This is a genomic window from Streptomyces hainanensis (assembly GCF_004348415.1).
In the GTDB taxonomy this organism is placed as follows: Bacteria; Actinomycetota; Actinomycetes; order Streptomycetales; family Streptomycetaceae; genus Streptomyces; species Streptomyces hainanensis.
In genome coordinates, this window is record NZ_SMKI01000008.1 from 17,158 (window position 1) to 38,443 (window position 21,286).

The 21,286-nt window shown below is 72.8% G+C and carries 22 protein-coding genes; 10 read left to right on the forward strand and 12 right to left on the reverse strand.

Going from position 1 to position 21,286, the window contains the following annotated elements:
* Positions 1-45 precede the first annotated feature (45 nt).
* Entirely contained in the window at positions 46-4,596 is a 4,551-nt protein-coding gene (locus tag E1283_RS01455) for an FtsK/SpoIIIE domain-containing protein (protein WP_132815696.1), read from the reverse strand.
* A gap of 293 nt (positions 4,597-4,889) precedes the next feature.
* Between E1283_RS01455 and E1283_RS01460 the strand changes: the two genes are divergently transcribed.
* The gene (locus E1283_RS01460) at positions 4,890-5,186 is read left to right on the forward strand and encodes a WXG100 family type VII secretion target (RefSeq protein ID WP_243744528.1); all 297 of its coding nucleotides are present in this window, start codon (positions 4,890-4,892) and stop codon (positions 5,184-5,186) included.
* Positions 5,187-5,425: 239 nt separating this feature from the next.
* Here E1283_RS01460 and E1283_RS01465 read toward each other — a convergent pair whose 3' ends face one another.
* Positions 5,426-6,526 carry a winged helix DNA-binding domain-containing protein gene (locus tag E1283_RS01465; protein WP_132815698.1) on the reverse strand — a complete coding sequence of 367 codons (1,101 nt, stop codon included), beginning with the start codon at positions 6,524-6,526 and terminating at the stop codon, positions 5,426-5,428.
* 95 nt (positions 6,527-6,621) lie between these two features.
* Here E1283_RS01465 and E1283_RS01470 point away from each other — a divergent pair, with 95 nt between their 5' ends.
* The 4 genes from E1283_RS01470 (at position 6,622) to E1283_RS01485 (ending at position 10,022) form a co-directional block, all read left to right on the forward strand.
* Entirely contained in the window at positions 6,622-7,596 is a 975-nt protein-coding gene (locus tag E1283_RS01470; protein ID WP_132815700.1) for a helix-turn-helix transcriptional regulator, read from the forward strand.
* A 75-nt stretch (positions 7,597-7,671) separates the two neighbouring features.
* Complete coding sequence (locus E1283_RS01475) at positions 7,672-8,832, forward strand: pyridoxal-phosphate dependent enzyme (protein ID WP_132815702.1); 1,161 nt, start codon at positions 7,672-7,674, stop codon at positions 8,830-8,832.
* Positions 8,829-9,455: a helix-turn-helix transcriptional regulator gene (locus E1283_RS01480; RefSeq protein WP_132815704.1), complete on the forward strand. Its 627-nt coding sequence runs from the start codon at positions 8,829-8,831 to the stop codon at positions 9,453-9,455. The genes E1283_RS01475 and E1283_RS01480 overlap by 4 nt, the downstream gene beginning before the upstream one ends.
* A 69-nt stretch (positions 9,456-9,524) precedes the next feature.
* Positions 9,525-10,022, forward strand: coding sequence for an anthrone oxygenase family protein (locus E1283_RS01485; protein WP_132815706.1), 498 nt, complete (start codon positions 9,525-9,527; stop codon positions 10,020-10,022).
* Positions 10,023-10,207: 185 nt separating this feature from the next.
* Here E1283_RS01485 and E1283_RS01490 read toward each other — a convergent pair whose 3' ends face one another.
* The 5 genes from E1283_RS01490 to E1283_RS01510 all read right to left on the reverse strand — a co-directional run bounded on the left by E1283_RS01490 (position 10,208) and on the right by E1283_RS01510 (position 15,248).
* A complete protein-coding gene (locus E1283_RS01490; protein WP_207930258.1) occupies positions 10,208-11,359 on the reverse strand; it encodes an adenosine deaminase family protein in 1,152 nt (383 codons plus the stop codon).
* 101 nt (positions 11,360-11,460) lie between these two features.
* On the reverse strand, positions 11,461-12,561 hold the full coding sequence (locus tag E1283_RS01495) for an extracellular solute-binding protein (protein WP_132815708.1): 1,101 nt from the start codon (positions 12,559-12,561) through the stop codon (positions 11,461-11,463).
* Between the two features lie 49 nt (positions 12,562-12,610).
* Entirely contained in the window at positions 12,611-13,627 is a 1,017-nt protein-coding gene (locus tag E1283_RS01500) for an ABC transporter ATP-binding protein (RefSeq protein WP_132815710.1), read from the reverse strand.
* Entirely contained in the window at positions 13,624-14,421 is a 798-nt protein-coding gene (locus E1283_RS01505) for an ABC transporter permease (RefSeq protein ID WP_207930259.1), read from the reverse strand. The genes E1283_RS01500 and E1283_RS01505 overlap by 4 nt, the downstream gene beginning before the upstream one ends.
* Positions 14,418-15,248, reverse strand: coding sequence for an ABC transporter permease (locus E1283_RS01510; RefSeq protein ID WP_132815712.1), 831 nt, complete (start codon positions 15,246-15,248; stop codon positions 14,418-14,420). Before E1283_RS01510 ends, E1283_RS01505 begins: the two co-directional genes overlap by 4 nt.
* A gap of 179 nt (positions 15,249-15,427) precedes the next feature.
* On the opposite strand from E1283_RS01510, the gene E1283_RS01515 reads away from it, so the two are divergent.
* On the forward strand, positions 15,428-16,390 hold the full coding sequence (locus tag E1283_RS01515) for a LacI family DNA-binding transcriptional regulator (protein ID WP_132815714.1): 963 nt from the start codon (positions 15,428-15,430) through the stop codon (positions 16,388-16,390).
* A 71-nt stretch (positions 16,391-16,461) separates the two neighbouring features.
* Here E1283_RS01515 and E1283_RS01520 read toward each other — a convergent pair whose 3' ends face one another.
* Positions 16,462-17,481: a chitinase gene (locus E1283_RS01520; protein ID WP_243744529.1), complete on the reverse strand. Its 1,020-nt coding sequence runs from the start codon at positions 17,479-17,481 to the stop codon at positions 16,462-16,464.
* Positions 17,482-17,688: 207 nt separating this feature from the next.
* Between E1283_RS01520 and E1283_RS01525 the strand changes: the two genes are divergently transcribed.
* Both E1283_RS01525 and E1283_RS01530 read left to right on the forward strand, forming a co-directional pair.
* Positions 17,689-18,078, forward strand: a complete 390-nt coding sequence (locus tag E1283_RS01525) for a type II toxin-antitoxin system RelE/ParE family toxin (protein ID WP_132815718.1) — start codon at positions 17,689-17,691, stop codon at positions 18,076-18,078.
* Positions 18,075-18,380 (forward strand): helix-turn-helix domain-containing protein, encoded by a 306-nt coding sequence (locus E1283_RS01530; protein ID WP_132815720.1) that lies wholly within the window; start codon positions 18,075-18,077, stop codon positions 18,378-18,380. The genes E1283_RS01525 and E1283_RS01530 overlap by 4 nt, the downstream gene beginning before the upstream one ends.
* A 310-nt stretch (positions 18,381-18,690) precedes the next feature.
* On the opposite strand, the gene E1283_RS01535 is transcribed toward E1283_RS01530, so the two are convergent.
* The 3 genes from E1283_RS01535 to E1283_RS38465 are packed head-to-tail and all read right to left on the reverse strand — an operon-like array spanning position 18,691 to position 19,447.
* The gene (locus E1283_RS01535; RefSeq protein ID WP_207930260.1) at positions 18,691-19,089 is read right to left on the reverse strand and encodes a hypothetical protein; all 399 of its coding nucleotides are present in this window, start codon (positions 19,087-19,089) and stop codon (positions 18,691-18,693) included.
* Entirely contained in the window at positions 19,086-19,295 is a 210-nt protein-coding gene (locus tag E1283_RS01540) for a DUF397 domain-containing protein (RefSeq protein WP_132815722.1), read from the reverse strand. Before E1283_RS01540 ends, E1283_RS01535 begins: the two co-directional genes overlap by 4 nt.
* Positions 19,292-19,447 carry a hypothetical protein gene (locus E1283_RS38465; protein ID WP_341829901.1) on the reverse strand — a complete coding sequence of 52 codons (156 nt, stop codon included), beginning with the start codon at positions 19,445-19,447 and terminating at the stop codon, positions 19,292-19,294. Before E1283_RS38465 ends, E1283_RS01540 begins: the two co-directional genes overlap by 4 nt.
* A gap of 66 nt (positions 19,448-19,513) precedes the next feature.
* On the opposite strand from E1283_RS38465, the gene E1283_RS01550 reads away from it, so the two are divergent.
* Entirely contained in the window at positions 19,514-19,909 is a 396-nt protein-coding gene (locus E1283_RS01550) for a VOC family protein (protein WP_132815724.1), read from the forward strand.
* A gap of 15 nt (positions 19,910-19,924) precedes the next feature.
* Here the strand turns inward: E1283_RS01550 and E1283_RS01555 are convergent, their stop codons facing one another.
* Positions 19,925-20,728, reverse strand: coding sequence for a rhamnogalacturonan acetylesterase (locus tag E1283_RS01555; RefSeq protein ID WP_132815726.1), 804 nt, complete (start codon positions 20,726-20,728; stop codon positions 19,925-19,927).
* Positions 20,729-20,879: 151 nt separating this feature from the next.
* Between E1283_RS01555 and E1283_RS01560 the strand changes: the two genes are divergently transcribed.
* A partial coding sequence (locus E1283_RS01560) for an SAM-dependent methyltransferase (protein ID WP_132815728.1) occupies positions 20,880-21,286 on the forward strand: 407 nt, incomplete at its 3' end.

Below are 21,286 nucleotides of genomic sequence, written 5' to 3' on the forward strand. Positions count from 1 at the left end.
GGGGCGTTCCCGGCGGCCGGGGGGCCGCCGGGGACGCCTCCGGGATCACGGCGCGGGCGTCGTCACGGTGAACGGGGTGCCGTCGCCGAGGTGCAGGATGCCCTTGCCCGGCGTGGGCTGCTCGACGGCCGCGCTGCGCGGCAGCTTGGTGCCGATCAGCTCGCCGACCCGGTGGCTGCTCGGCGAGAGCAGCACGCCGCGCCTGGCCTTCTTGACGTCCACCTGCCAGCCGGAGAAGCCGCTGCCCAGGTCGGCCTCGTCGCCGCCGAGGATCAGGTAACGGCCCAGCTCGGAGCCCTGGTTGAGGATGGTCTTGAGCTCGTCGCCGGCGTCGCAGCGGCGCAGGTCCTCGCCGTCGTCCATCACGAAGACGATGGGGTCCGCCAGCGAGGAGGTGCCCATCGCCTCGCGCACCTCCTTGTTGGTGAGGTTGTCGCCGGTGAACACCTGCACCACGCCCTCCTGGCCGGCCAGTTCGCGCAGCGGCGAGGGCCGGGGGGCGGCGATGACCAGTCGGATGCCGCGCTTCAGGTAGGACTTGGCGAGCATCGTCAGCACCGTGGAGCGGCCGGACTTGGCCGGGCCGCCGACGACGAACGCCGGGGTGCCCTGCCCGAGGTCGGGGCCGTAGCCCATCAGCTCGTCGCCGCCGACGCCGACCAGGCCCCAGAGGCGGGACTCGGAGGCCTCCGGGTCGCGCATCTCCCAGGCGTCCTCGAAGGTGAGCCGGCTGGGCAGCACGTCGACCCGCAGCGGCCGCTTCGCCCGCGGCACGGCCGCGTCCCGCTCGTTGGCCCAGGCGCCGATGGCCTCCAGGGCGGCGGCCTGGGCCTGCCCCGACAGTTCGTCGGCGAGTACCGCGACCTGGATCTGGGTGGCGACCTGGTTGCGGATCATCCGGCCGTCCGGGATGTTCTCCGGCACCTTGCGGGCGCTGAGGCCGACGTTGCTGTAGTCGCCGCGGTCCGGGAGCCGCAGCGCGTACCGGTCCTCGGTGAGGGTGGCGATCCGGCCGGAGAGCACGGAGCGGTCGCCGGCGATGATCAGGTGGATACCGACGCTCGCGCCCTCCCGCATCAGGGTGTACAGCTCGTCGGTCAGGGCGCCGTGGTCGATCTCGCCCAGCGTGTTGCCCCAGCCCTCCCAGCGGTCGAGGAGCACCACGATGTGCGGCAGCCGGTTCTCCTGGGCCGCCACCGAGCGCTGTTCGCTGATGTCGGCGAGGGCGTCCCTGGCCAGCAGCTCCTGGCGCCGGTCGAGCTCCTGGCGCAGCCGGCGCAGCAGCCGGCGGACCCGCTCGATCTGGGTGCGGCTGACCACGGCGCCGCAGTTGGGCAGCTTGGTCAGGGCGTTGAGCGCGCCGTTGCCGCAGTCGATGCCGTAGATGTGCACGTCGGCGGCGGAGTGCACCCAGGCGAGGGAGCCGGCGATGGTGCGGAGCAGCTGGGAGCGGCCGCTGCGCGGCTGGCCGCCGACCAGCATGTGGCTGAAGGTCTTGAAGTCGATGGCCAGCGACCGCCTGGCCTGCTGCTCGGGCAGGTCCTCGACGCCGAACGGGGCGGCCCGCAACGCGCCGACCGGAACCGGGTGTTCGAGCTCGGCGAGCAGCGTCTTCTCGGGCAGCGCGGGCAGCCACGGGCTGTGCTGCTTGGGGTAGCCGAGCTGTTGGTCGGCCTCGATGACGGCGTCGACCAGCACCTTGAGGTCGGTGATCTCCTCCTCCTCGGACTTCTGGCCGGCCGGGCGCCGCAGTTGGGCGCGGCCCAGGTCGTGCCAGTCGAGGCGGCCGAACCAGGGCCGGGAGATCGTGGTGTCGACGGCGCCGGGGCGGCGGCCGCCGACGCGTCCCGACTGGAACGGCACGAGGGAGGCGTGGCCGAGTCGGACGTAGGCGCGGCCCGGCGTGGACTTGGCGATGAAGCCGGCGTCGGGCGCGTCGATGACGTCCGTGGACTCGCTGCCGTCGGTGACCCGCAGCGCGATCCGCAGGTTGGTGTTGGCGCGGATCTCCGGGGAGACGACGCCGCTGGGCCGCTGGGTGGCGAGCAGCAGGTGGATGCCGAGCGAGCGGCCTCGCTGAGCGATGTTGACCAGGCCCTTCACGAAGTCCGGCAGTTCGCGGACCATCGAGGCGAACTCGTCGATGACGATGAGGAGTCGGGGCAGCGGGGGCAGGCTGCCGGGGTTGCGGCGCAGCAGGTCCTGGTAGTCCTCGATGTCCTTGGCGCCGACGCCGGCGAGGATGTGCTCGCGGCGGGTCAGCTCGGCGCCGAGCGACGCCAGGGCGCGCTCCACCAGGTAGTTGTCGAGGTCGGTGACCATGCCGACGGTGTGCGGCAGTTGCACACAGTCCTTGAACGCGGAGCCGCCCTTGTAGTCGACCAGCACGAACGTCATGTTCTCGGGCGTGTTGGCCACGGCGAGTGAGGCGACGATCGTCTGGAGCAGCTCGGACTTGCCGGAGCCCGTGGTGCCGGCGATCAGGCCGTGCGGGCCGTCGCGGCGCAGGTCGATGGCGAAGGCGCCGTCGTAGGACTCGCCGATGACGGCCTCGGTCGACTGGCCGCCGAGCCGCCAACGGGCGGCGATGGCGCCCGAGGAGGGCGGCTCCATCTCGATGACGTCGAGCAGCCGGCTGGACGAGGGCAGCGCCGCGTCCTCCGACTCGCCGCTGATGTCGCGGATGGGGGCGAGCGAGCGGGACAGCAGCTCGCACCACTCCGGCAGCACCCAGTCGGGGCGCACGCCCCTGATCCGCCAGGCGCCGGCCTGTTCGACGCGCAGCCGGTCGGCGACCTGGGTGAGGGTGGAGCTGGCGGGCTGGCCCATGCCGGGCGTCGGCGGGCCGGCGGCGGGGGCGCCGCCCGGGGTGGCGAGGAAGGTGTGGAAGCCGGTGGCGTAGCCGGCCTGGCGCGGGCCGCTGTCGGCGACCCGGTCCGGGTTGGGCTCGGCGACGACGACGGCCTGGCACTCGCCGGGCAGGAAGCGCTCCTCGTCGTCCAGGCAGATCGCGAACATGGACGCGTCGCGGCCCTCGGTGAGCAGCCGGATGACGCCGGGCAGCGAACGCATCCGCCGGGAGCCGTCGAAGACCACGACGATGTCGGGGTCCTTGAAGGTGGTCTGGCCCTTGCTGCGGGCCTCCTTGCGGGCCTTCTGGCGGGCGTCGAGCAGGGCGGTCAGCTCGGCGATGCGGGCGCCGATGGTCTCGGCGTCGGTGCCGACCAGCACGTTGGTGTTCTGCTCGGGCAGCGGGCGGGCGTGCGGCAGCCAGCGCACCCAGTTCCAGCTGTGCTGTCCCGAACCGTCGGTGAGGACGAACAGTTGGACGTCGACGTGGCTGTGCAGCACGGCGATCTGGCCGACCGCCCAGCGGGCGAGGGCGCGCGCCGTGTCGCCCTGGCCGGCGAAGCCGACGACGCCGAGGGTGCGCAGCGGCAGCGTGATGGGGGCGTCGGCGATCTTCCACAGGACCTGCCGCTTGTGCTCGTCCTGTTCGGGGTCGTTGAGCATGACCTCCGAGTCGAGCTGGGCGGTGCCGATGCGGAGCAGCAGATGGTCGTTGTCGGTGCGGCGGCGCTCCCACAGCCGGGTGCGCGGGCCGGTGGCCTGGGCGAGCACGGTGGCCGGGTCGGGCGCGGCGTGCCGGCGGGCGAACCGCTCGGCGATCAGCGCGGTCCTGGCGTCGGCCTCGACCCTGGCCTTGCGCGCCCCGTACTCGGCGACCTTCTGGGCGTGGGTGACGCGGCCCCGCTTCTTGTCCATGAAGTAGTTGCCCAGCAGCATCACGGGGCTGAGGAACGCCAGCGCCAGGAAGTACCAGCGCCCGGTGAAGGACGCCATGGCGACGGCGCCGACGATCGGCAGCAGGGCCATCAGCCAGGGCATCGGCCGGCGTTCGCGCTCCCCGGGGGGCCTCGGCAGGGTGAACTTGGTCTCCCGCTCGGGCGGCAGCAGCCGGGGTGGCCGGTTGTAGTCGAGGCCCGCGCCGTCCTCCGAGACCTTGAGGGCCGCGTTCGGCGGGCCGTACGGGGTGAGTTCGAACAGCGAGTCGCCGATGGCGATCTGCTTGCCGAACTTCCAGTCGGCCCGGTCGCCCTCGTCGTGCGTGAACGGCTCGCCGTCGATCAGCGGCTGCGTCTCGGTGTAGACGGTGACCTTGGCGGTGGCGTCGGCGGCGACGCGCAGCGTGAAGGCGCGTTCCGGCAGGGTCGGGTCCTGGACGCGGACGTGCACGTTCTGGCCGCTGCCGACCTCGACCTTGCCGACCCCGACGCGGTGCACGGCGCCGGCCGCCGGGCCGCCGACGACCCGCAGTTCGACGGCGCCGGCCGGCTCGCCCGGCCAACTGCCGGTGGGGTTGTGGAGGCTGACGACGCTGCCCTCGCGCAGCGACGACTGGGCGAGGGTGAGCGAGGGATCCAGATACTCGCCGTTGGCGAAGAGATGTACGGGCTCGCCGCCATAGCCGCCGGAGCCCACGACCTGCGCGAACTCCGGGGCCAGATCGGCCAGCTGAGTCTCGGCGGCCGCGTCGACCACCGTGTCGGCGGCGTGTCCCCCCACCGGGTCGACGACTGTCAGCGTCAGACGCACGGCGCTCCTCCCCGTTCCTGCCCTACGTTGCCTGCTTGTCCGTGATGGACATGCCCATAATTGCATCCCCCGGCACGGCGGGATTCGGGCGTGCACGACTGCAACCGCCGCGGCCCGCCTCGCGTCCAGGCTGGTGACGATGGCGCGGGGGACGACCCTTGACGGGGGTGTCGGCTCGTGCTTCCCGGGCATAGGCTGCCAGGTGCGTGGTTGTGCCGGGAAGTCGGTGCACCGCGTCAGACAGAGCAATCCCGCGGGGGGACGGGCCTCCGCAGAACGAGGAGGGGGTCTTCGTGGCCGACCTGAATATCACTTATGACCAGATGCGGGAAGCCGCCAACCGGCTCAAGTCCGAGTACCAGACCATGGACGCCAAGCTCGACGAGCTGCGCGGCTACATCGAGGGTCTGATCGAGGACGGTTACTCGGCGCGTTCCGGCCGTGCGTTCGGCGAGTCCTTCACCGAGTTCACCACCGGTGCCCGGCAGATGCTGGAGGGCCTCGACGGCCTGGGCGGCTTCCTCAACACCGCCGCGGACGCCATGGAGGAGACCGACACCTCCCTCGAGAGCGGCATCCGCGGCGGCTGACCGTCATCCGGTCGCCCGATGCGGGGCGGTGTCGCGGCGCCGGGTGTGCGCCGGGGCACCGCCCTTCGGCTTCTCACCGGATCTCCCCGAGATCCGCCTGAACGCTCCGCTGGAAGAGCCGCCACGGGCCGTTCCTCGTCCGCGGCGCCGTCGTGGCTGGTCGCCCAGTTCCCCGCGCCCCGCCGGGGCTCCGCCGGACTGAAGCGCCCCGACACCGAAACGGACCGCGCCCGACCTGCTCAGTGCGGAGAATCCATGACCGTCGCCCGGTCGCTCTCGCCGTCGGAGAGGAACGCGGCCATCCGCCGGCCCTCCTCGGCGACGGCGGCGCGGTCGGTGGGGGCGAGCCGGCGCAGCGGGGCGACGGTCACGGTGCCGGCGGCGACCGTCCAGGTCGCGGCGACCCGGCCGTCGACCAGCACGACGCGCGCGCCGGCGACCGACAGGCCGCGGTGGGCGTCGTCGATGATCCGCCCGCGGTCCTGGTAGCCGAGGATCGCGTTGTCGAACGCCGGCAGGAACCGCACCGGCGCGGGCGTCCCGGGATCGGGACGTGGCGCGTCCGGTAGGTCGAGCAGTTCGCGGCCGTGCTCGTCGCGGAAGGACAGCAGCTCGTCGCGGATCGCCGCCACGGCGGCCGGCATGCCGGCCAGGCCGCACCAGGCCCGCAGGTCCGCGGTGGTCGCCGGGCCGTACGCGGCCAGATAGCGCCGGACCAGCGCCCGGCCGACCGGGTCGGTGCCGGCCGGTGCCGGCGGGTCGTTCTCGCGGCCGAGCCAGGCGGCGAGCGGCAGGTAGCGCGCGGCCGCGCCGGTGCGCCACAGCCCGCGCGGCGGCAGCTGCGCCACCGGGACGAGCGCGACGACCAGCACCTCGCCGAGGGCCCGTGGCGCGGGGGCCGGCCAGCGGTCGGCGACGGCCGCGGCGAGCTCGCGCAGCGAGCGCGGCTCGCCGTCGGCCAGCACCGCCCGGCCGGCCGCGGCGAGTTCGTCGAGGTCCACGCCGTCGAGTTCGCGGCGGTAGGCCGCGGCCGCGCGCTTCCGCAGCATGGGCTCGTGCCTGGCCCACCAGGCCACCACGTCGTCGGCGGTGAGCAGGTGCACGGTGCAGCGCATGAGACGGGTGCGCACCACCCGCCGCGCGCTCAACAACTCGTCGAGCGCTGTGGGGCGGAAATCGCGCAGCCGCGACCAGAGCCCGACGAAGGGCTCCTGCGGCTCCTGGGCCTGGAGGCCACCGAGGTGCGCCACGGCGTCGAGCGGCGGCAGCTTCGCGCGGTCGAGCAGCAGCTGCCTGGCGAGCGTCGCGCGGTTCAACGCCCGGGCGTCCAGCACGGTCATCGAGGGCCTTTCGGTGGTGCGGTTCGACTGGCACGGGCCACGATCGCAGGAATAGCGGACAGGAAGTGACCGCTTCTCGCGGGAGTATGGGCGCCATGCCGAAGACCTCAGCACGCCTCCTCTCGCTGCTCTCGCTCCTCCAGGCCCGCCGGGACTGGCCGGGCGGCCTGCTGGCCGAGCGGCTCGGGATCAGTGAGCGCACGGTGCGGCGCGACGTGGACCGGCTGCGCGAGCTGGGCTATCCCATCGCCGCCAGCCGGGGCCCGGACGGCGGTTACCGGCTGGGCGCCGGCGCGGACCTGCCGCCGCTGCTCTTCGACGACGAGCAGGCCGTGGCGCTGGCCGTGGCACTCCAGGCGGCCACCGTCAGCGGCGCCGACCTCGCCGAGGCGGCGGCCCGCGCGCTGACCACCGTCCGACAGGTGCTGCCGGCCCGGCTGCGCCACCGCGTCGACACCCTCCGCTTCACGGCCGTCGACGGGCCCGCGTCCCGGCCCCGGGTCGACGGGGGCGTGCTGACGGCACTCAGCGCCGCCGTACACGCCCGCGAGGTGCTGCGCTTCGACCACCGGCCCGCCGATCCGGTCGAGGACGGCGCGCCGCCGCCGCCCCGCAGGGTCGAGCCGCACCACGTCGTCACCTGGGGCGGCCGCTGGTACCTCGTCGCCTGGGACCTGGACCGCGAGGACTGGCGCACCTTCCGCGCGGACCGGATCACCCCGCGCACCCCCACCGGGCCCCGGTTCACCCCGCGCGAACTGCCGGGCGGCGACGTGGCCGCCTTCGTGGCCGCCAGGTTCCGGGGCGGGGACCAGGCCGGCGGCTGGCCCTGCCGCGGCGAGGTGATCCTCGACCTGCCGGCCACGGCCGTCTCCCCCTACGCCGGCGACGGGGTGGTCGAGGCGCTCGGTCCCGACCGCTGCCGGCTGGTGCTCGGCGCGTGGTCCTGGCCGGGACTCGCGGCCACCATCGGCAAGTTCGACGCAGACGTCGAGGTCGTCGGCCCTGCCGAGCTCAGGGACGCCTTCGCGCTCCTGGCCCGCCGCTACGCCAGGGCGGCCGCCGGTTGACGACACGCGACCGGATGGACAGACTGTCCAGAGTTGGCTGAACCATCCAAGAGCATCGTACGGGGGCACACCCGCATGTCGACCACCGCCACGCCCCGTTATCTCGACGAACGGTCGGGGCGCACCTACGAGTTGACCGCCGAGCGATGGCGCGGCGACGACGGGGCGCCGTTGACGGTCACCCCGCTGACCGGCCTCGCGCCCGCCGACGTCGACACCGCCGAGCGGTCCCTGTGGCGCTACCGGGCCGCCCTGCCGGGTGGCGCGCGCCCGGTCTCGCTCGGCGAGGGGCGCACCCCGCTGGTCGCGGGCGAATGGGGCGGCGCCGACGTCCGGTTCAAGCTGGAGTGGTTCGCCCCGACCGGCAGCTTCAAGGACCGCGGGGTCGGCGTGCTGGTCTCGTTCCTGGCCGCCGCCGGCGTCACCGAGGTCGTCGAGGACAGCTCGGGCAACGGCGGCGCCTCGCTCGCCGCCTACTGCGCCGCGGCCGGCATCCGCGCCCGGATCCTCGTGCCGGCCGGCACCTCGCCGGCCAAGATCCTGCAGAGCCGCGCCTACGGCGCCGAGGTCGAGGAGGTGCCGGGCGACCGGGACGCCACCGCGGCCGAGGCGCTGCGCCGCGCCGCCCACACCGTCTACGCCAGCCACAACTGGCACCCGCTCTTCCTCCAGGGCACCAAGACCATCGCCTACGAGCTGTGGGAGGACCTGGGCTTCACCGCGCCCGACGCGATCGTCACCGTGGCCGGCGCCGGCAGCCTGGTGCTCGGCTGCGACATGGGCTTCGGCGAACTGCTCGCCGCCGGCCGCATCGCCCGCCGCCCCCGGCTGCTGGTCGCCCAACCGGCCAACTGCGCGCCCCTGCACGCCGCCCACCAGGGCGTGGAGCCGGCGGAGTTCGCCCCCACCATCGCCGAGGGCGCCGCCATCCGCCGGCCGGTCAGGGCGCCCGAGGTGCTGGCCGCCATCCGCCGCTCGGGCGGCGACACGGTGGCGGTCCCCGAGGCCGACATCGCCGCGGCCGTCCGCCGGCTCGCCGCCACCGGCCTCTACGCCGAGCCGACCAGCGCCACGGCCGCGGCGGCCGTCGACGCGTTCCGCGCCCGCGGCGCGATCCGCCCCGGCGAGACGACGGTGGTGCTGCTCACCGGCAGCGGCCTCAAGGCCCCGCACCTGATGGGCCGCCTGCTGGACACCGACGCCGCCGGACGCGGCGGCGCCGGGAGCCCCGCATGACCGAGGACGAGGTGCTGCTGCGCGAGGCCGAGAAGATCGTCACGGCGCTCGGCCGGATGTTCCCCGGGGTGTGCGAGGTGGTGCTGCACGACCTGCGCTCCCCCGAACACGCCGTCCGCGCCATCGAGGGCGGGCTCTCCGGCCGCACGGTCGGCGACCCGGCCACCGAGCTCGGCCTGGCCAGGATCCAGGACCCCGACTTTCCCGAGATCCTGCAGAACTACCCCAACCGCTTCCCGGACGGCCGCCCCGCCAAGAGCACCTCCATCGGCATCCGCAACGGCGCGGGCGAGTACGTCGGCGCGATCTGCCTCAACCTGGACGTCTCGGTGCTGGGCGGCGCGGCCAGGGCCCTGGCCGAGCTGGTGCGGACGGACGACGCCGACCGCCCGCCGGCCGAGACCCTCCGCGCCCGCACCGCGGACGAACTCCGCTCCGCGGCCGAGGAGTTCGCCACCGCACGCGGCAGCCTCACGCCGCGCGCCCTGCCCGCGGCGGAGAAGCGGGAGCTGGTCCGCGACCTGTACGCCCGCGGCTTCCTCCAGGTCAAACACGCCGCCACCGCCCTCACCGAGGTGCTGGGCGTCTCCCGGGCCACGGTCTACAACTACCTGCGGCAGTGAGACGCACGCTTATGCGGGCGCGCCTGCCGACCATGGCCGGTGGCCGGTGGGCGGCCGTTGAATCGAGGTATGCAACTCACCACCTCATCCGCCGCCACCGGCTCCCTGGCGCTGACCGCCGCCGTCCTGACCCTGGTGGCGGCCGGCGCCATGGCCGGCCTCTTCTTCGGCTTCTCGGTGGCCGTGATGCCGGGGCTCGACTCGCTCGACCCCGAGGCCGCGGCCGAGGCCATGCGGCGCGTCAACGGGCGGATACTCAACCCGGTGTTCCTCACCGCCTTCACCGCCGTGCCGTTCACCGCGGGCGCGGCGGGCGGGCTCCTGCTGGCACTGGGCCACCGGGCCGCCGGCTGGGCCTTCCTGCTGGCCGCCGTCGTCTACCTGCTCGGCACCTTCCTGCCCACCGCCGCCGTCAACGTCCCCCTCAACGACGCCCTCGCGGCCGGCGGCGACTGGGCGTCGTTCCACCCCCGCTGGACCACCTGGAACACGGTCCGCGCGGCGTTCGCCACCCTGACCCTGCTCCTCTCCGCCGGCGGCCTCTGCCTGTGGTCCCGCGACGCGTAACGCGACGCCGGCCGCGGGCCGGAGCGCGCCGCGCGAGAGGCGCTGTCGGCAGGCCGTGCAAGGCAGACGGCCACCGGCCGATCCGCCAGCCGGCGCCGCAGGCGCTCGCCACACGCGCCGGTACGGCGCGGACGGCCGCCGGTAGACGTTGGCCCCCGGGTCCGGCCCCGGCCGCAGGCCGCCCGTCAGGCGCCGGTGCCGCCGGTCGGGAACTCCTCGTCGAGCGCCGCCAGTTCGGACTCGAAGCGGGCGCGGGCCGCCGCCCTGTCGGCGGCCGGCAGCCAGGCGGCCTCGATCGACCGCAGGGACATCTCCCGCAGCCTGGCCCGCGGCACGCCGATCGTCTCGGCGGCGATGCGGTACTCGTCGGCCAGCGAGGTCGGGAACATGCCGGGGTCGTCGGAGGCGAGGACGACGTTCAGGCCGGCGTCCACCATCGCCGCGATCGACGCGCGGCGCCACGGCCGCCAGGAGCGGCGCGAGGTGGTCGAGATCACCGTGAACGGCACGCCCTCGTCGCGGCAGCGGGCGACCAGGTCGTCGTCCTCCAGCACGTAGTAGCCGTGGTCGATGCGGTCGCAGCCCAGCAGGTCGAGGCAGGTCGCGGTGTTGACCGCCACCGGCGCGTGTTCGGAGGCATGCGCCGTGCGGCGCAGCCCGGCGTCGCCCGCCAGCCGGTACGCCTCGACGAACCGCTCGGGCGGGCCCGCCAGTTCGAGGTTGACCAGGCCGATGCCCGCCAGGTACTCGTGCGGCCGCTCCACCGCCCGCCGCACGTAGTCCAGCGCCCACTCGGCGTCCCGGCTGCGGTCGATCGAGGCGATCAGCCGGCCCGTCATCCCGAAGTCGCGCTCGGCCAGCCTGATGCCCTCGGCGCACGCCTCCACCAGGCCGTGGAAGCCCAGGCCGGCCTCGGCCAGCCGCGGCGGCACGTCGTCGACGTGCAGCTCCAGGTGGCGGACGGCGCCGCGGTGCGCGTCCTCGAACGCCTCGTAGGTGATCCGGGTGAGGTCGTCCGCGTCGCGCAGCGCCTCCTCCACCCAGCCGCTCGCCCGGAACAGCGAGTACGACACCTCCGGCTCGTCCGGCGACCGCTCCTGCGGCACCGGGATCCGGGTGTTCCGGTACAGCTCCGGGTCGGGCGGCAGGGAGTTGATGTCACGCCAGATGGCCTCGGGGGCGTCCGGCAGGTCGAGCCCGGCCCGGCCGGCGAGCTCGGCGAAGGTCGACGCCCGCACCGTGCCGATCAGATGGACGTGCAGGTCCGCCTTGGGCATCCGCGCCAGGTATGCCGCCGGCGTCGGTTCGTTCGTCGGTTGGTTCTCTGTCTCTCGCATGGCTCACTAACGGGGTGGAACACCCGGGCCGGCGAGGGTGACTCCGCATCGCCGGCCCGGGGGCCTGGGTGGGGGTGGGATCGGATCGGTGGGTGTCCGGCTCAGCCGCCGGAGACCTCGCGGGCGAACCGCTCCACCCACTCGGTGCGGTTGTCCACCAGCTGCCGCGGGTCGAGCGTCTGGTAGCCGGCCGCGATCGGGTCGGTGGCCGCCTCGCCCATCAGCTCGGCGAACGTCTCGGACGGCGCGACCTCCGGGTTCACCGGCAGGTCGGACTCCACGCTGGCCTGCTGCGCCTCGACCGACAGCATGTAGTCGATGAAGGCGTACGCGCCGGCGGTGTTGGGCGCGCCGTCCGGGACCATCAGCCGGTTGGTCGCCAGGTAGCGGCCCTCGGCCGGCGGCACCCAGTCGACCGGCTCGCCGGCCGCGATCAGCGGCGGGACGAAGGCGCTGATGGTGGGCACGGCCGCGATCTCGCCCTGGGAGATCAGGTTGGTGACCTCGGTGGTCGAGCTGTAGAACTGGAGCACTCCGGACGACCAGCCGCCCATCGTCTCGAAGGCGGTGTCCATGTCGTAGGGCCCGTCGCCGAACTGCTCGCCGATGCCGGAGGCGGTCAGCTGGCCGGCGGTGGCGGAGATGTCGGGCAGCGCGACCTTCCCGGAGTAGGCCGGGTCGCCGAAGACGCTCCAGTCCGCGGCCTCCTCGGCGCTCAGCTGGTCGGTCCGGTAGAGCACGCCGTTGAGCTGGTAGGTGTAGGCGGGCCCGGCGTAGGCGTCGTCCGCCGCGAACTCGGCGATGGCGTCCAGGTTGGGCACGTCGCCCGAGTCGAACTCCTGGAACAGGCCCTGGTCCTGGCCGAGCGCGGCGAAGGTGTCGGAGATCAGCATGACGTCGATGCCGGGGTCGCCGCCGGCCAGCTGGAGCTGGGTGAGGCGGTCGGCGTTGCTGCCGCTCTCGATCTCGACGGTGGCGCCGGTGGCCTCCTCGAACGGCTCGACGACGTTGGCCTCGAAGTCCTCGACGCCGAACGGGAACGTCGACACCACGATGGTGGCGCCCTCGAGACCGTCGCCGCCCTCGCCGCCGGAGCCGGCGTCGTCCGAGGAGTCCGAGCCGCAGGCGTTCAGGGTCAGCACGGTGGCGAGCGCGCCGGCGCCCACCGCGAGCCTGGGCAGTCTTCGTACAGTCCGCTTCATGGGGGTTGTGCTCCGTTCGTACGTGTGGCCGGAGAGAGGCTTCGGCGGTCTAGCCGGCGAGCGACACCAGGTGGTCGGGGCGCGCGGAGACCGTCACCCTGCCTCCCGGGTGCAGCGCGGCGCGGTCCTCGGGGGTGAGCGCGTCGCCGCGCAGCGAGGCGACCAGCGGGGTGGTCGCCCCGCCGGCCCCGGTCGTCGCGTCGAGCGCGACGCGGACCTCGACCCCCCGGTAGGCGATCGACCGCACCGTCGCGGACACCGCCGTCTCCCCGCCCCCCACGTCCCCCGGCGCGACGGTCAGCAGCTCGGGCCGCACCGTCACCAGGCCGCGTTCGGGCAGGGTGAGGAAGTTCTCGTAGCCGAGGAACTCGGCCACGAACCGGTTGGCGGGCGCCGGGAACAGCTCGTCGGGCGCGCCCTGCTGCATCACCCGGCCCGCGTTCATCACGACCATGTGGTCGGACATCTCCAGGGCCTCTTCCTGGTCGTGGGTGACCAGGACGACGGTGAGGCCGGTCTCGGCCTGGATGCGGCGGATCTCGCCGCGCATCTGCACCCGCAGCCGGGCGTCCAGGTTGGACAGCGGCTCGTCGAGCAGCAGCAGCCGGGGCCGGATGGCGATGGCGCGGGCCAGCGCGACCCGCTGCTGCTGGCCGCCGGAGAGCGCCTTGGGCCGGCGGTCCCCGAGGTGTCCTAGGCCGACGAGCTCCAGCGCCTCGGCGACCCGGCGGGCCCGCTCGGCCCTCGGCACCTTGCGCAGCTTGAGGCCGAAGCCGACGTTGCCGGCGACCGTCATGTGCGGGAAGAGCGCGTACGACTGGAAGACCATGCCGAGGTCGCGCTTCTCCGGCGGGGCGTCGGTGTGGTCCTTGCCGCCGATCATGATCTTCCCGGCGGAGGGCTCGATGTACCCGGCCAGCATCCGCAGCGACGTCGTCTTGCCGCAGCCGCTCGGCCCGAGCAGCGTGGTGAGCGCGCCCTCCCGGATGGCGAGGTCGAGGGAGTCGACCGCGGTGAAGTCACCGAAGTGCCGGCTGACCGCCACGAACTCGGCTGCGGTGGTCATCTGTTGATTCCTCCGAAGATGCGGGCGAAGCCGAGGATCCGTTCGGCGACGACGGCGAGCACCACGGTGGCGGCGAGCAGCAGCGTGGACATCGCGGCGATGATCGGCGTGTAGTTCTGCTGGACGTAGTCGAGCATCGTGACGGGCAGGGTGCGGAAGTCCCGCGACTGGAGCAGCAGCGAGATCGGCACGTTGTTGAACGAGGTGACGAAGCTCAGCAGCGCGGCCGAGATGATGCCGGGCCGCAGCACCGGCAGCGTCACGGTGAAGAAGGTGCGCAGCGGCGAGGCGCCGAGCCCGCGCGCCGCCTCCTCGAGGGCCGGGTCCGCGAGCACCAGCGAGGCGCCGGTGACCCGGACCGCGTAGGGCAGCAGCAGCGCGGTGTGGCCGATGAGCAGGGCCTGGAAGTTGTCGAGTTCCAGCTGGAGCATGAGCTGCTGGAACAGGGCGAGGCCGACGACGAGTTCCGGGAGGATCAGCGGCGAGAGGAAGAGCCCCTCGACCAGCGACCTGCCAGGCAGCCGGCCGCGCATGATCGCCAGCGTCGCCGGAATGCCGACGGCCAACGCCAGCACGGTGGCCAGCAGGGCGAGTTGGAGACTGGAGAGCAGGGCGTCCGTGAACGGCTGGTAGCTGGTGGCCTCGTCGAACCAGCGGAGGGACAGGCCCTCGGGCGGGAACCGCAGGGTCTCGCCCTCGGTGAACGCGGTGGCGACCACGAACAGGATCGGCACGATCATCACGAGGTAGCCGAGCACCGCGAGCGAGGCGGCCACCGGGCTTGAGCGCTTCACTGGATCCGCCCCCTCGTCCTGGTCGCCAGGGTCGACGCGACGTAGACCAGCACCACCAGGATCGTCATCACGATGGCCGTCGCGGAGGCGGCCGCCCAGTCGAGGGTGACGCCCGAGTAGCTGAAGAGCTGGGTGGAGAGCATCCGTTGCCGGGAGCCACCGAGCAGGTAGGGGGTGGTGTAGGCGGTGACGGCGCCGGCGAAGACGAGCGTGGCAGCCATCGCGATGCCCGGCATGGAGAGCGGGATCACCACGCTCCACATCGTCCTGGTGCGCCCGGCGCCGAGCCCGCGCGCCGCGTCGTCGAGGCCGGCGTCGACCTGGGCGACGGCGGAGTAGCAGGTGACGATGGCCAGCGGCAGGAAGAGCTGCACCAGGCCGAGCACCACGGCGAGTTCGGTGTAGAGCAGCTGCGGCGCCTCGTCGGTGAATCCGAGGGCGACGAGGGTCTTGCCGACGACGCCGTTGCTGCCGAGGACCACCAGCCAGCCGTAGGTCCGCACCACGTTGCTCAGCAGCAGCGGGAAGATGGCCAGCGCGAGCAGCGGCCCGGCCCAGCGGGACCGGGAGCGGGCCAGCAGGAAGGCGGTCGGGAAGCCGAGCAGCACGCAGATCGCGGTGACGACCAGGCCGACGCGGAGCGTGCGCCAGACGATCTCCAGGTCGTAGGGATCGCTGAGCATCCGGCCCAGCCGGTCGAGGACTTCGCCCGTCTCCACCCGGGGTGGCGACAGCAGCATCACGAGGGAGGGCGCGACGACGCCTCCGACGAGAAGCGCCAGGCCGGGCAGCAGCAGCGCGAGCGCTATTCGGCGCGAACGGATCAAAGTGTGTCCTGATGGCTCTCTGGGTAGCTCTCTGTACTCACAACCGGTTGCGCAACCGGTTGCGGTGACAGTAGTTTGCCGAGAGGTGCGGCGTACAGGGGGCGTTATTAACTCTTTGTAAAAGTCCCCGAGTCCGCCTCACGCTGGGTAAGATCACCTGCACACGCCCGAGGAGTCCGGTGCCCACGCTCGACGACGTCGCCCGCGCCGCCGGCGTCTCCAAGTCCACGGCCTCGCGCGCCCTTTCGCGCCCGGCCCTGGTGGCACCCGAGACCGTGTTGCGGGTGCGGGAGAGCGCCGAGCGGCTCGGCTTCGTGCCCAACCGCGCCGCCACCGCGCTGGCGCGCGGCCGCACCGGCGTCGTCGCGGTGGTGGTGCCGACCCTGGAGAACGCGTTCTTCACCCCGATCATCGGCGGCGCCCAGCGCCGCGCGGCCGAGTCGGGCCTCCAGCTCACCGTCGTGGTCAACGCGTTGCGCCACGACGCGGACCTGGAGGCGCTGACCCAGCTCTCCGCCCAGGTCGACGGCTTCCTGTTGACCGCCCCGCTCGGCTCGGAGTCCCGCACGCTGGCCGCCTGCCAGCTCAAGCCGACGGTGCTCGTCGACCGCGAGATCCCCGGCGTCTCCTCGGTGATAGCCGACACGGCGACGGCCTTCGCCGCCGTCGCCCGCCACTTCATCCGGCGCGGCCACCGGCGGATCGCCCTGGTGGGCGGCTCCAACCGCTCCTGGCAGAACGAACAGCGCACCGAGGCCGTCAGCGCCGCCACCCGCGGCCTGGCCGAGCTCGCCATCCTCGACCCGATGCCGCCGACCTTCGCGGCCGGCACGGAGGTCGCCCCCGCGATCGCCGACCGCGACGTGACGGCCGTCATCCCCTACGCCACGGCGCTCGCGCTCGGCATCATCTTCGCCCTCGGCGCGCGGGGCATCTCCGTCCCCGACGACATGGCCATCACGATCGAACGCCAGGTGGCCACGGCTCTCGGCCTCACCACCATGCCCACCATCGACGTCGACGGCCCCGAACTCGGCCGCACCGCGATGTCCACCCTCCACGACCTGATGACCCGCGACACGGCGGAGACGGCGGCCCGCCTGCGCCTACCGGTGCCGGTGCTCTACCCCGCCGGGGGGTGAGACCGGCGCGGTCCGCGAAGGCTCAGGCCGCCTGCCGCGCGCCGGGCGGCGCGCGGCTGACGCGTGTTCTCCTAGAGGCCGCGCACGTGCGGGCCGACGACGTTCGACCAGGCGTTGCCGCTGTGCGCGTCCCAGTTGACCGACCAGGTCATCGCCCCGCGCAGGTCGGGCCAGGTCCGGTCGGGCACGAAGGCCCCGCAGCGGGTGCCCTTGGTCAGGCAGTCCAGCGCGGCGGTCACCACACTGGGCGAGACGTAGCCGGAACCCGCCGCGTTGGGCGAGGCCGGGACACCGAGGCCCACCTGCGAGGGTGCGAGGCCGTTCTCCAGTTGGATACAGGCCAGCGCGGTGAGGAAGTCCACGCTGCCCGACGAGTAGACCTGGCCGTCGCACCCCAGCATCGAGCCGCTGTTGTAGTACTGCATGTTGACGACGGTGAGGAAGTCCCTGGTGTTCAGGGCCAGTTGGAAGTAGGGCGTGCTCGTGTTCTGCATGTCCAGCGTCTGCGGCGCCATCGTGTAGACGAGCCCGGCCCCCGCCCCGGCGCGAATGGCCTCCATGGCCTGGGTCAGGTACTGCGCGTTGATGCCGTGTTCGAGGTCGATGTCCACGCCGTCGAACCCGTACTCGTTCATCAGGCCGAGGGTCGAGTTGGCGAACGCCTGGGCCGAGGCGCTGTCGGTGACCGAGACGCTCGCGTTCTGGCCGCCGACCGAGATGATGACGGAGACGCCTTCGGCCTGCTTGGCGGCGATGTCGTCCTTGAACTCCTGCTCGGACGCGTATCCGAGCACCGGGTCGAGGGTGAAGTCGATCCCTCCCGGGGTCGACGTGGATTCGGCGAACGCCACCGCGATGATGTCGTACTCGTCCGACACGTCGCGCAGCTTCTGCACGACGGACCCGTTGCTGAAGTTGTGCCAGTAGCCGGTCAGGGCGTGCTCGGGGACCGCGGTCGGCGCGACGGCTTCCGCCGCGGCCTCGGCCGTTCCCAGGTCGTTCGCGCCCGCGGTCGGGGCGGCGCCGGTGAGAGCCAGGGCGCCGGCCAGAGCCGTCGCGCCGAGCAGCCGGCGCAGGTTGGTGCTGTCCACGCTCGCCTCCGTAGCGTCAAGTGGTGGGGGTGCTGCGGGAGGAAACGGTGGCCACCGCTGGGCAGCCAGATTGGTCCAGACCAACGAAGGTGTCAATAGGCCGGACCGCGGCCCCGACCCTCTCCCCCACCGGGGCGTGAGGCCAGCGCCGTCCGCGAGGCCGGCAGCGCGCCTGGCCCAGAATATTAGCCCGTGCTAATATCGGGTGTGAACGGACCGTACGAACTGAGGTTCTTCGCGGATGTCCTTGACTGGCTCAACGACCTCGCCAAGGAGGACCGCGACAGCTATCTCCACGTCCTGGCCGCATTGGAGCGTCTTCAGCAGGAGGGGCCAGCGTTGCGCCGCCCCACTGTCGGCGCGATCAACGACAGCCGTTTCCGAAACATGCGCGAGCTCCGTCCACGAAACGGTTCGACCGTCTGCATTCGGATGCTCTTCGTGTTCGATCCAGCGCGACGGGCGATCTTCCTCGTGGCGGGGAACAAAGCAGCCAAGCGGCACTGGAACGCCTGGTATCCCGGGGCCATCCGGGAAGCTGACGCGAGATATCAGGCCTATCTCGAGGCACTCGAAGAGGAGGATGAGGACCGGTGAACCTGAGCGGCATGGAAGACCTCCCGGCTGCGGTCGGCCCTGAGGAGCGGGCCCGCATCGAAGCCATCAAGGAGAACATGCTCAACGCCGAACGCGGATACGAACTGGCGTCGCTCCGCAAGGCGCAAGGCATCACACAAGGACAGGTAGCGAAGGCCATGGGGGTCACCCAGGGGCGCGTCAGTCAGATCGAGCTGGGCCAGGACCGTCTGGATACCGCCACGATGGCGGCGTACCTGCAGGCGATCGGCGGCGAGCTGACCATAGTGGCCACGGTCGGGAACGTCTCCGTGCGCCTGTGACACGGAAGCGGTGGCCGCGGGGCCGCAGGATGAGGAGCGGCCCTCACTCCCCAGCGTCGCCCATGTGATGCTCACACTCCCTGGCTCCGGCTCGTCGAGGCCTCGGGTGTCGTTCGAGGCGAACTCGCCCCGGGAAGCACGCAACTCGCCGAGGCACGTGCGCGACAGCAGATCGGAGCCTGCCAGCCGTCATGCGAGGCTCCGCGGGTCGGGCGCGGGGCCGTGGTCCTCGTCGTGGTCCCGCTTCAGGGCAGCCAGCGGCACGCCATCGCCTGTCCGGGTGAACACCGGGAGGAACGCAGGCCGCGCCTCAGGAGCCCGTGAGCCAGTCCCGGAGGCGTGCGCCGAGCACCACGTCGTGTGGCAGTCGCGCCAACTCCCGCGGATCCGCGTCCACGCCCTGCCGCGCGAGGATGTCGGCGAGCGCCGACCAGTGGGCGGCGGCCGCCTGTTCCTGGCTCTGCCCGTCGATCGGCTCGTCGGGGCCGACAACCGTCCGGGCCGTGTCCACGATGTCCTCGACCGAGGTCCCGTCGCGGAGGTCCGCCGCGCCGATCAGGGACGAGCTCCAGCCACGGTCGGCGAGCAGCACCAGGGCGCGACCGTCCGCGAGGACGGCTTCGAGCCGCGCCGACACCGAGAGCTGCCGCGCGGCCGTGTGCGCCTCGTCCAACTCGGCGTGGGTGACCAGCCGGTTCACGACCGTCACAACGCGCCGCTCACCACGGCCGAGACGAAAGCGGACCAGCCGCCGTGGGTGTGGACCAGCATCGGCCCCTGGGCCTTGGAATCACGCACGGGTATCGCGCCGCTCGGCGCGAACGTGCGGGAGAACTCGACGCACTGTCCGCCGTTGGCGTCGCTGTAGGAGGACCTGACCCACTCGACGGCGGTGCGGTCCATGTCGCTGCTCATGCCCGGAACTCCTTCAACAGGCTGGTGATCATGGCCGGTGTCGCGTCTGGGGAAAGCGCGTTCGCCCTGAGCAGATCATAGTCATCCCGCGCCGCGGCGACCGTGCGGGCGGCGTCGTGCATCCGGCCGCCCACCCGGGTCTCGGTGTACAGGAAGGATCTCGGATCTGTCGGACCGGCGGCGTACCCTGAGCCCCGCCCGAACGATCAGGGAGAGTTATGACAAGCAGGTTCACGGAGTTGGCGATTGACTGTCGTGATCCGGAGCGGCTCGCGACCTTCTGGTGCGAGGTGCTGGACTTCGAGGTGATCGACCGGAGCGAGGGCAAGGTCGAGATCGGCTCCTGGGTGCCGACCGTCGAGGATGTTCGGGCCCGCCAGATGCCGCCCACCGTGCTGTTCGTCCAGGTGCCCGAGGGCAGGGCCGTGAAGAACCGGCTTCACCTCGACGTGAGCCCGATCGACGGCAGCACCGAGGACGAGGTGAACAGACTGCTCCGCCTCGGCGCCACCAGGGCGGATGTGGGCCAGGGCGCGGACCGGAGCTGGGTGGTCATGGCAGATCCCGAGGGCAACGAGTTCTGCGTCCTCCGCACCCTGGCACCGCGGGCCTGAGCCGCGACCGCCCACTCACCCCTCGGGCCAGGTGATCCACGATTCGGGGATGTCGTCGTCGAGGCGGCGCACGTCCGGTCGGCGGAGGACCTCCTCGGCCGCCAGGCGGCCGGCGGTGAGGCGGGCGATCTCGATGGCGCCCAGGGGGCTGAAGTGGGTGTTGTCCTGCACGGTGCCGGTCCAGTTGAAGTACCGCTTGGTCTCCTCGGCGCCGAGCTTCTGCCAGAGGGACAGGGAGATCCGCTGGATGTCGAGCAGCGGGACCCGCTCCTCGGCCGCGAGGGCGCGCATGGCGGCGGGGTAGTCGCCGTGCGTGGGGACCGCGTCGCCGGCGGCGTCGAAGCGGCGGCGTTCGACGGAGGTGGCGAGCACCGGTCGGGCGCCGCGCGCCCGGGCCTCGGTGACGTACTGGCGCAGGTGGTCCTGGTAGGTGGTCCACGGCTCGGTGTACCGCGTGGGGTCCTCGATCTTCTCGTCGTTGTGGGCGAACTGGACGAGGAGCAGGTCGTCGGGGCGGATCGACTCCAGGATGGCGGCCAACCGGCCCTCGTCCACGAAGCTCTTCGAACTGCGGCCGTTCATCGCGTGGTTGGCGACCGTGAGGGTGGGGCGAAGGAAGAAGGGGAGGGCCATGCCCCAGCCCGTCTCCGGTGCCGCGGTGGCGTACTTCTGGGCGGCGGTCGAGTCGCCGGCGATGTAGAGGGTGCGCGGCACCGGTCTGTTGTCCTCTCGGGGGGCGGCGAGTGCGATGGGGGCCGTGGCGAGTCCGAGCGGTAAGCCGAGCAGGGAAGCGAGCAGGGTCCGGCGCGTGCTGATCACAGGATCTCCCTCCGGAGCAACGGACAACGGTAAGCGCTTTCGAGGCGGCGAAACCTCGTTGACGTTAGGAGTGGACCGGTGGCACGTCAATGCCGCGTCCGCGCCGGGAAAAGCGGGTGCGGACGCGCGCGCGGCGTGACACGCTCCGGCGATGCATCGTGAACAGCTGTCTCGCCTCGCCCACACGAACCACCCGATCGGGGCACCGCTCGACGACGACGCGGTGGCGGAGCTGCTCCACCACGCCGTCGCACGCGGCGACGGCCGGGTGCTCGACCTCGGGTGCGGCGGCGGCGAGTGGCTGCTGCGCGCCCTCGCGGCGCATCCCGGGCTGCGGGCCGAGGGCGTCGACGTCGCCGAGGCCGCGCTGGACCGGGCCTGGGGGGCCGCGCGGGAGCTGGGGGTGGACGAGCGGCTGGTGCTGCATCGGGGAGAGGCGGCCGGGTTCACCGCGCCGCACCGATTCGACCTGGTGCTCTGCGTCGGTTCCACGCACGCCTTCGACGGCCTGGCCGCCACCCTGGCGGCGGCCCGCCGGCACCTGGCGCCGGGTGGGCG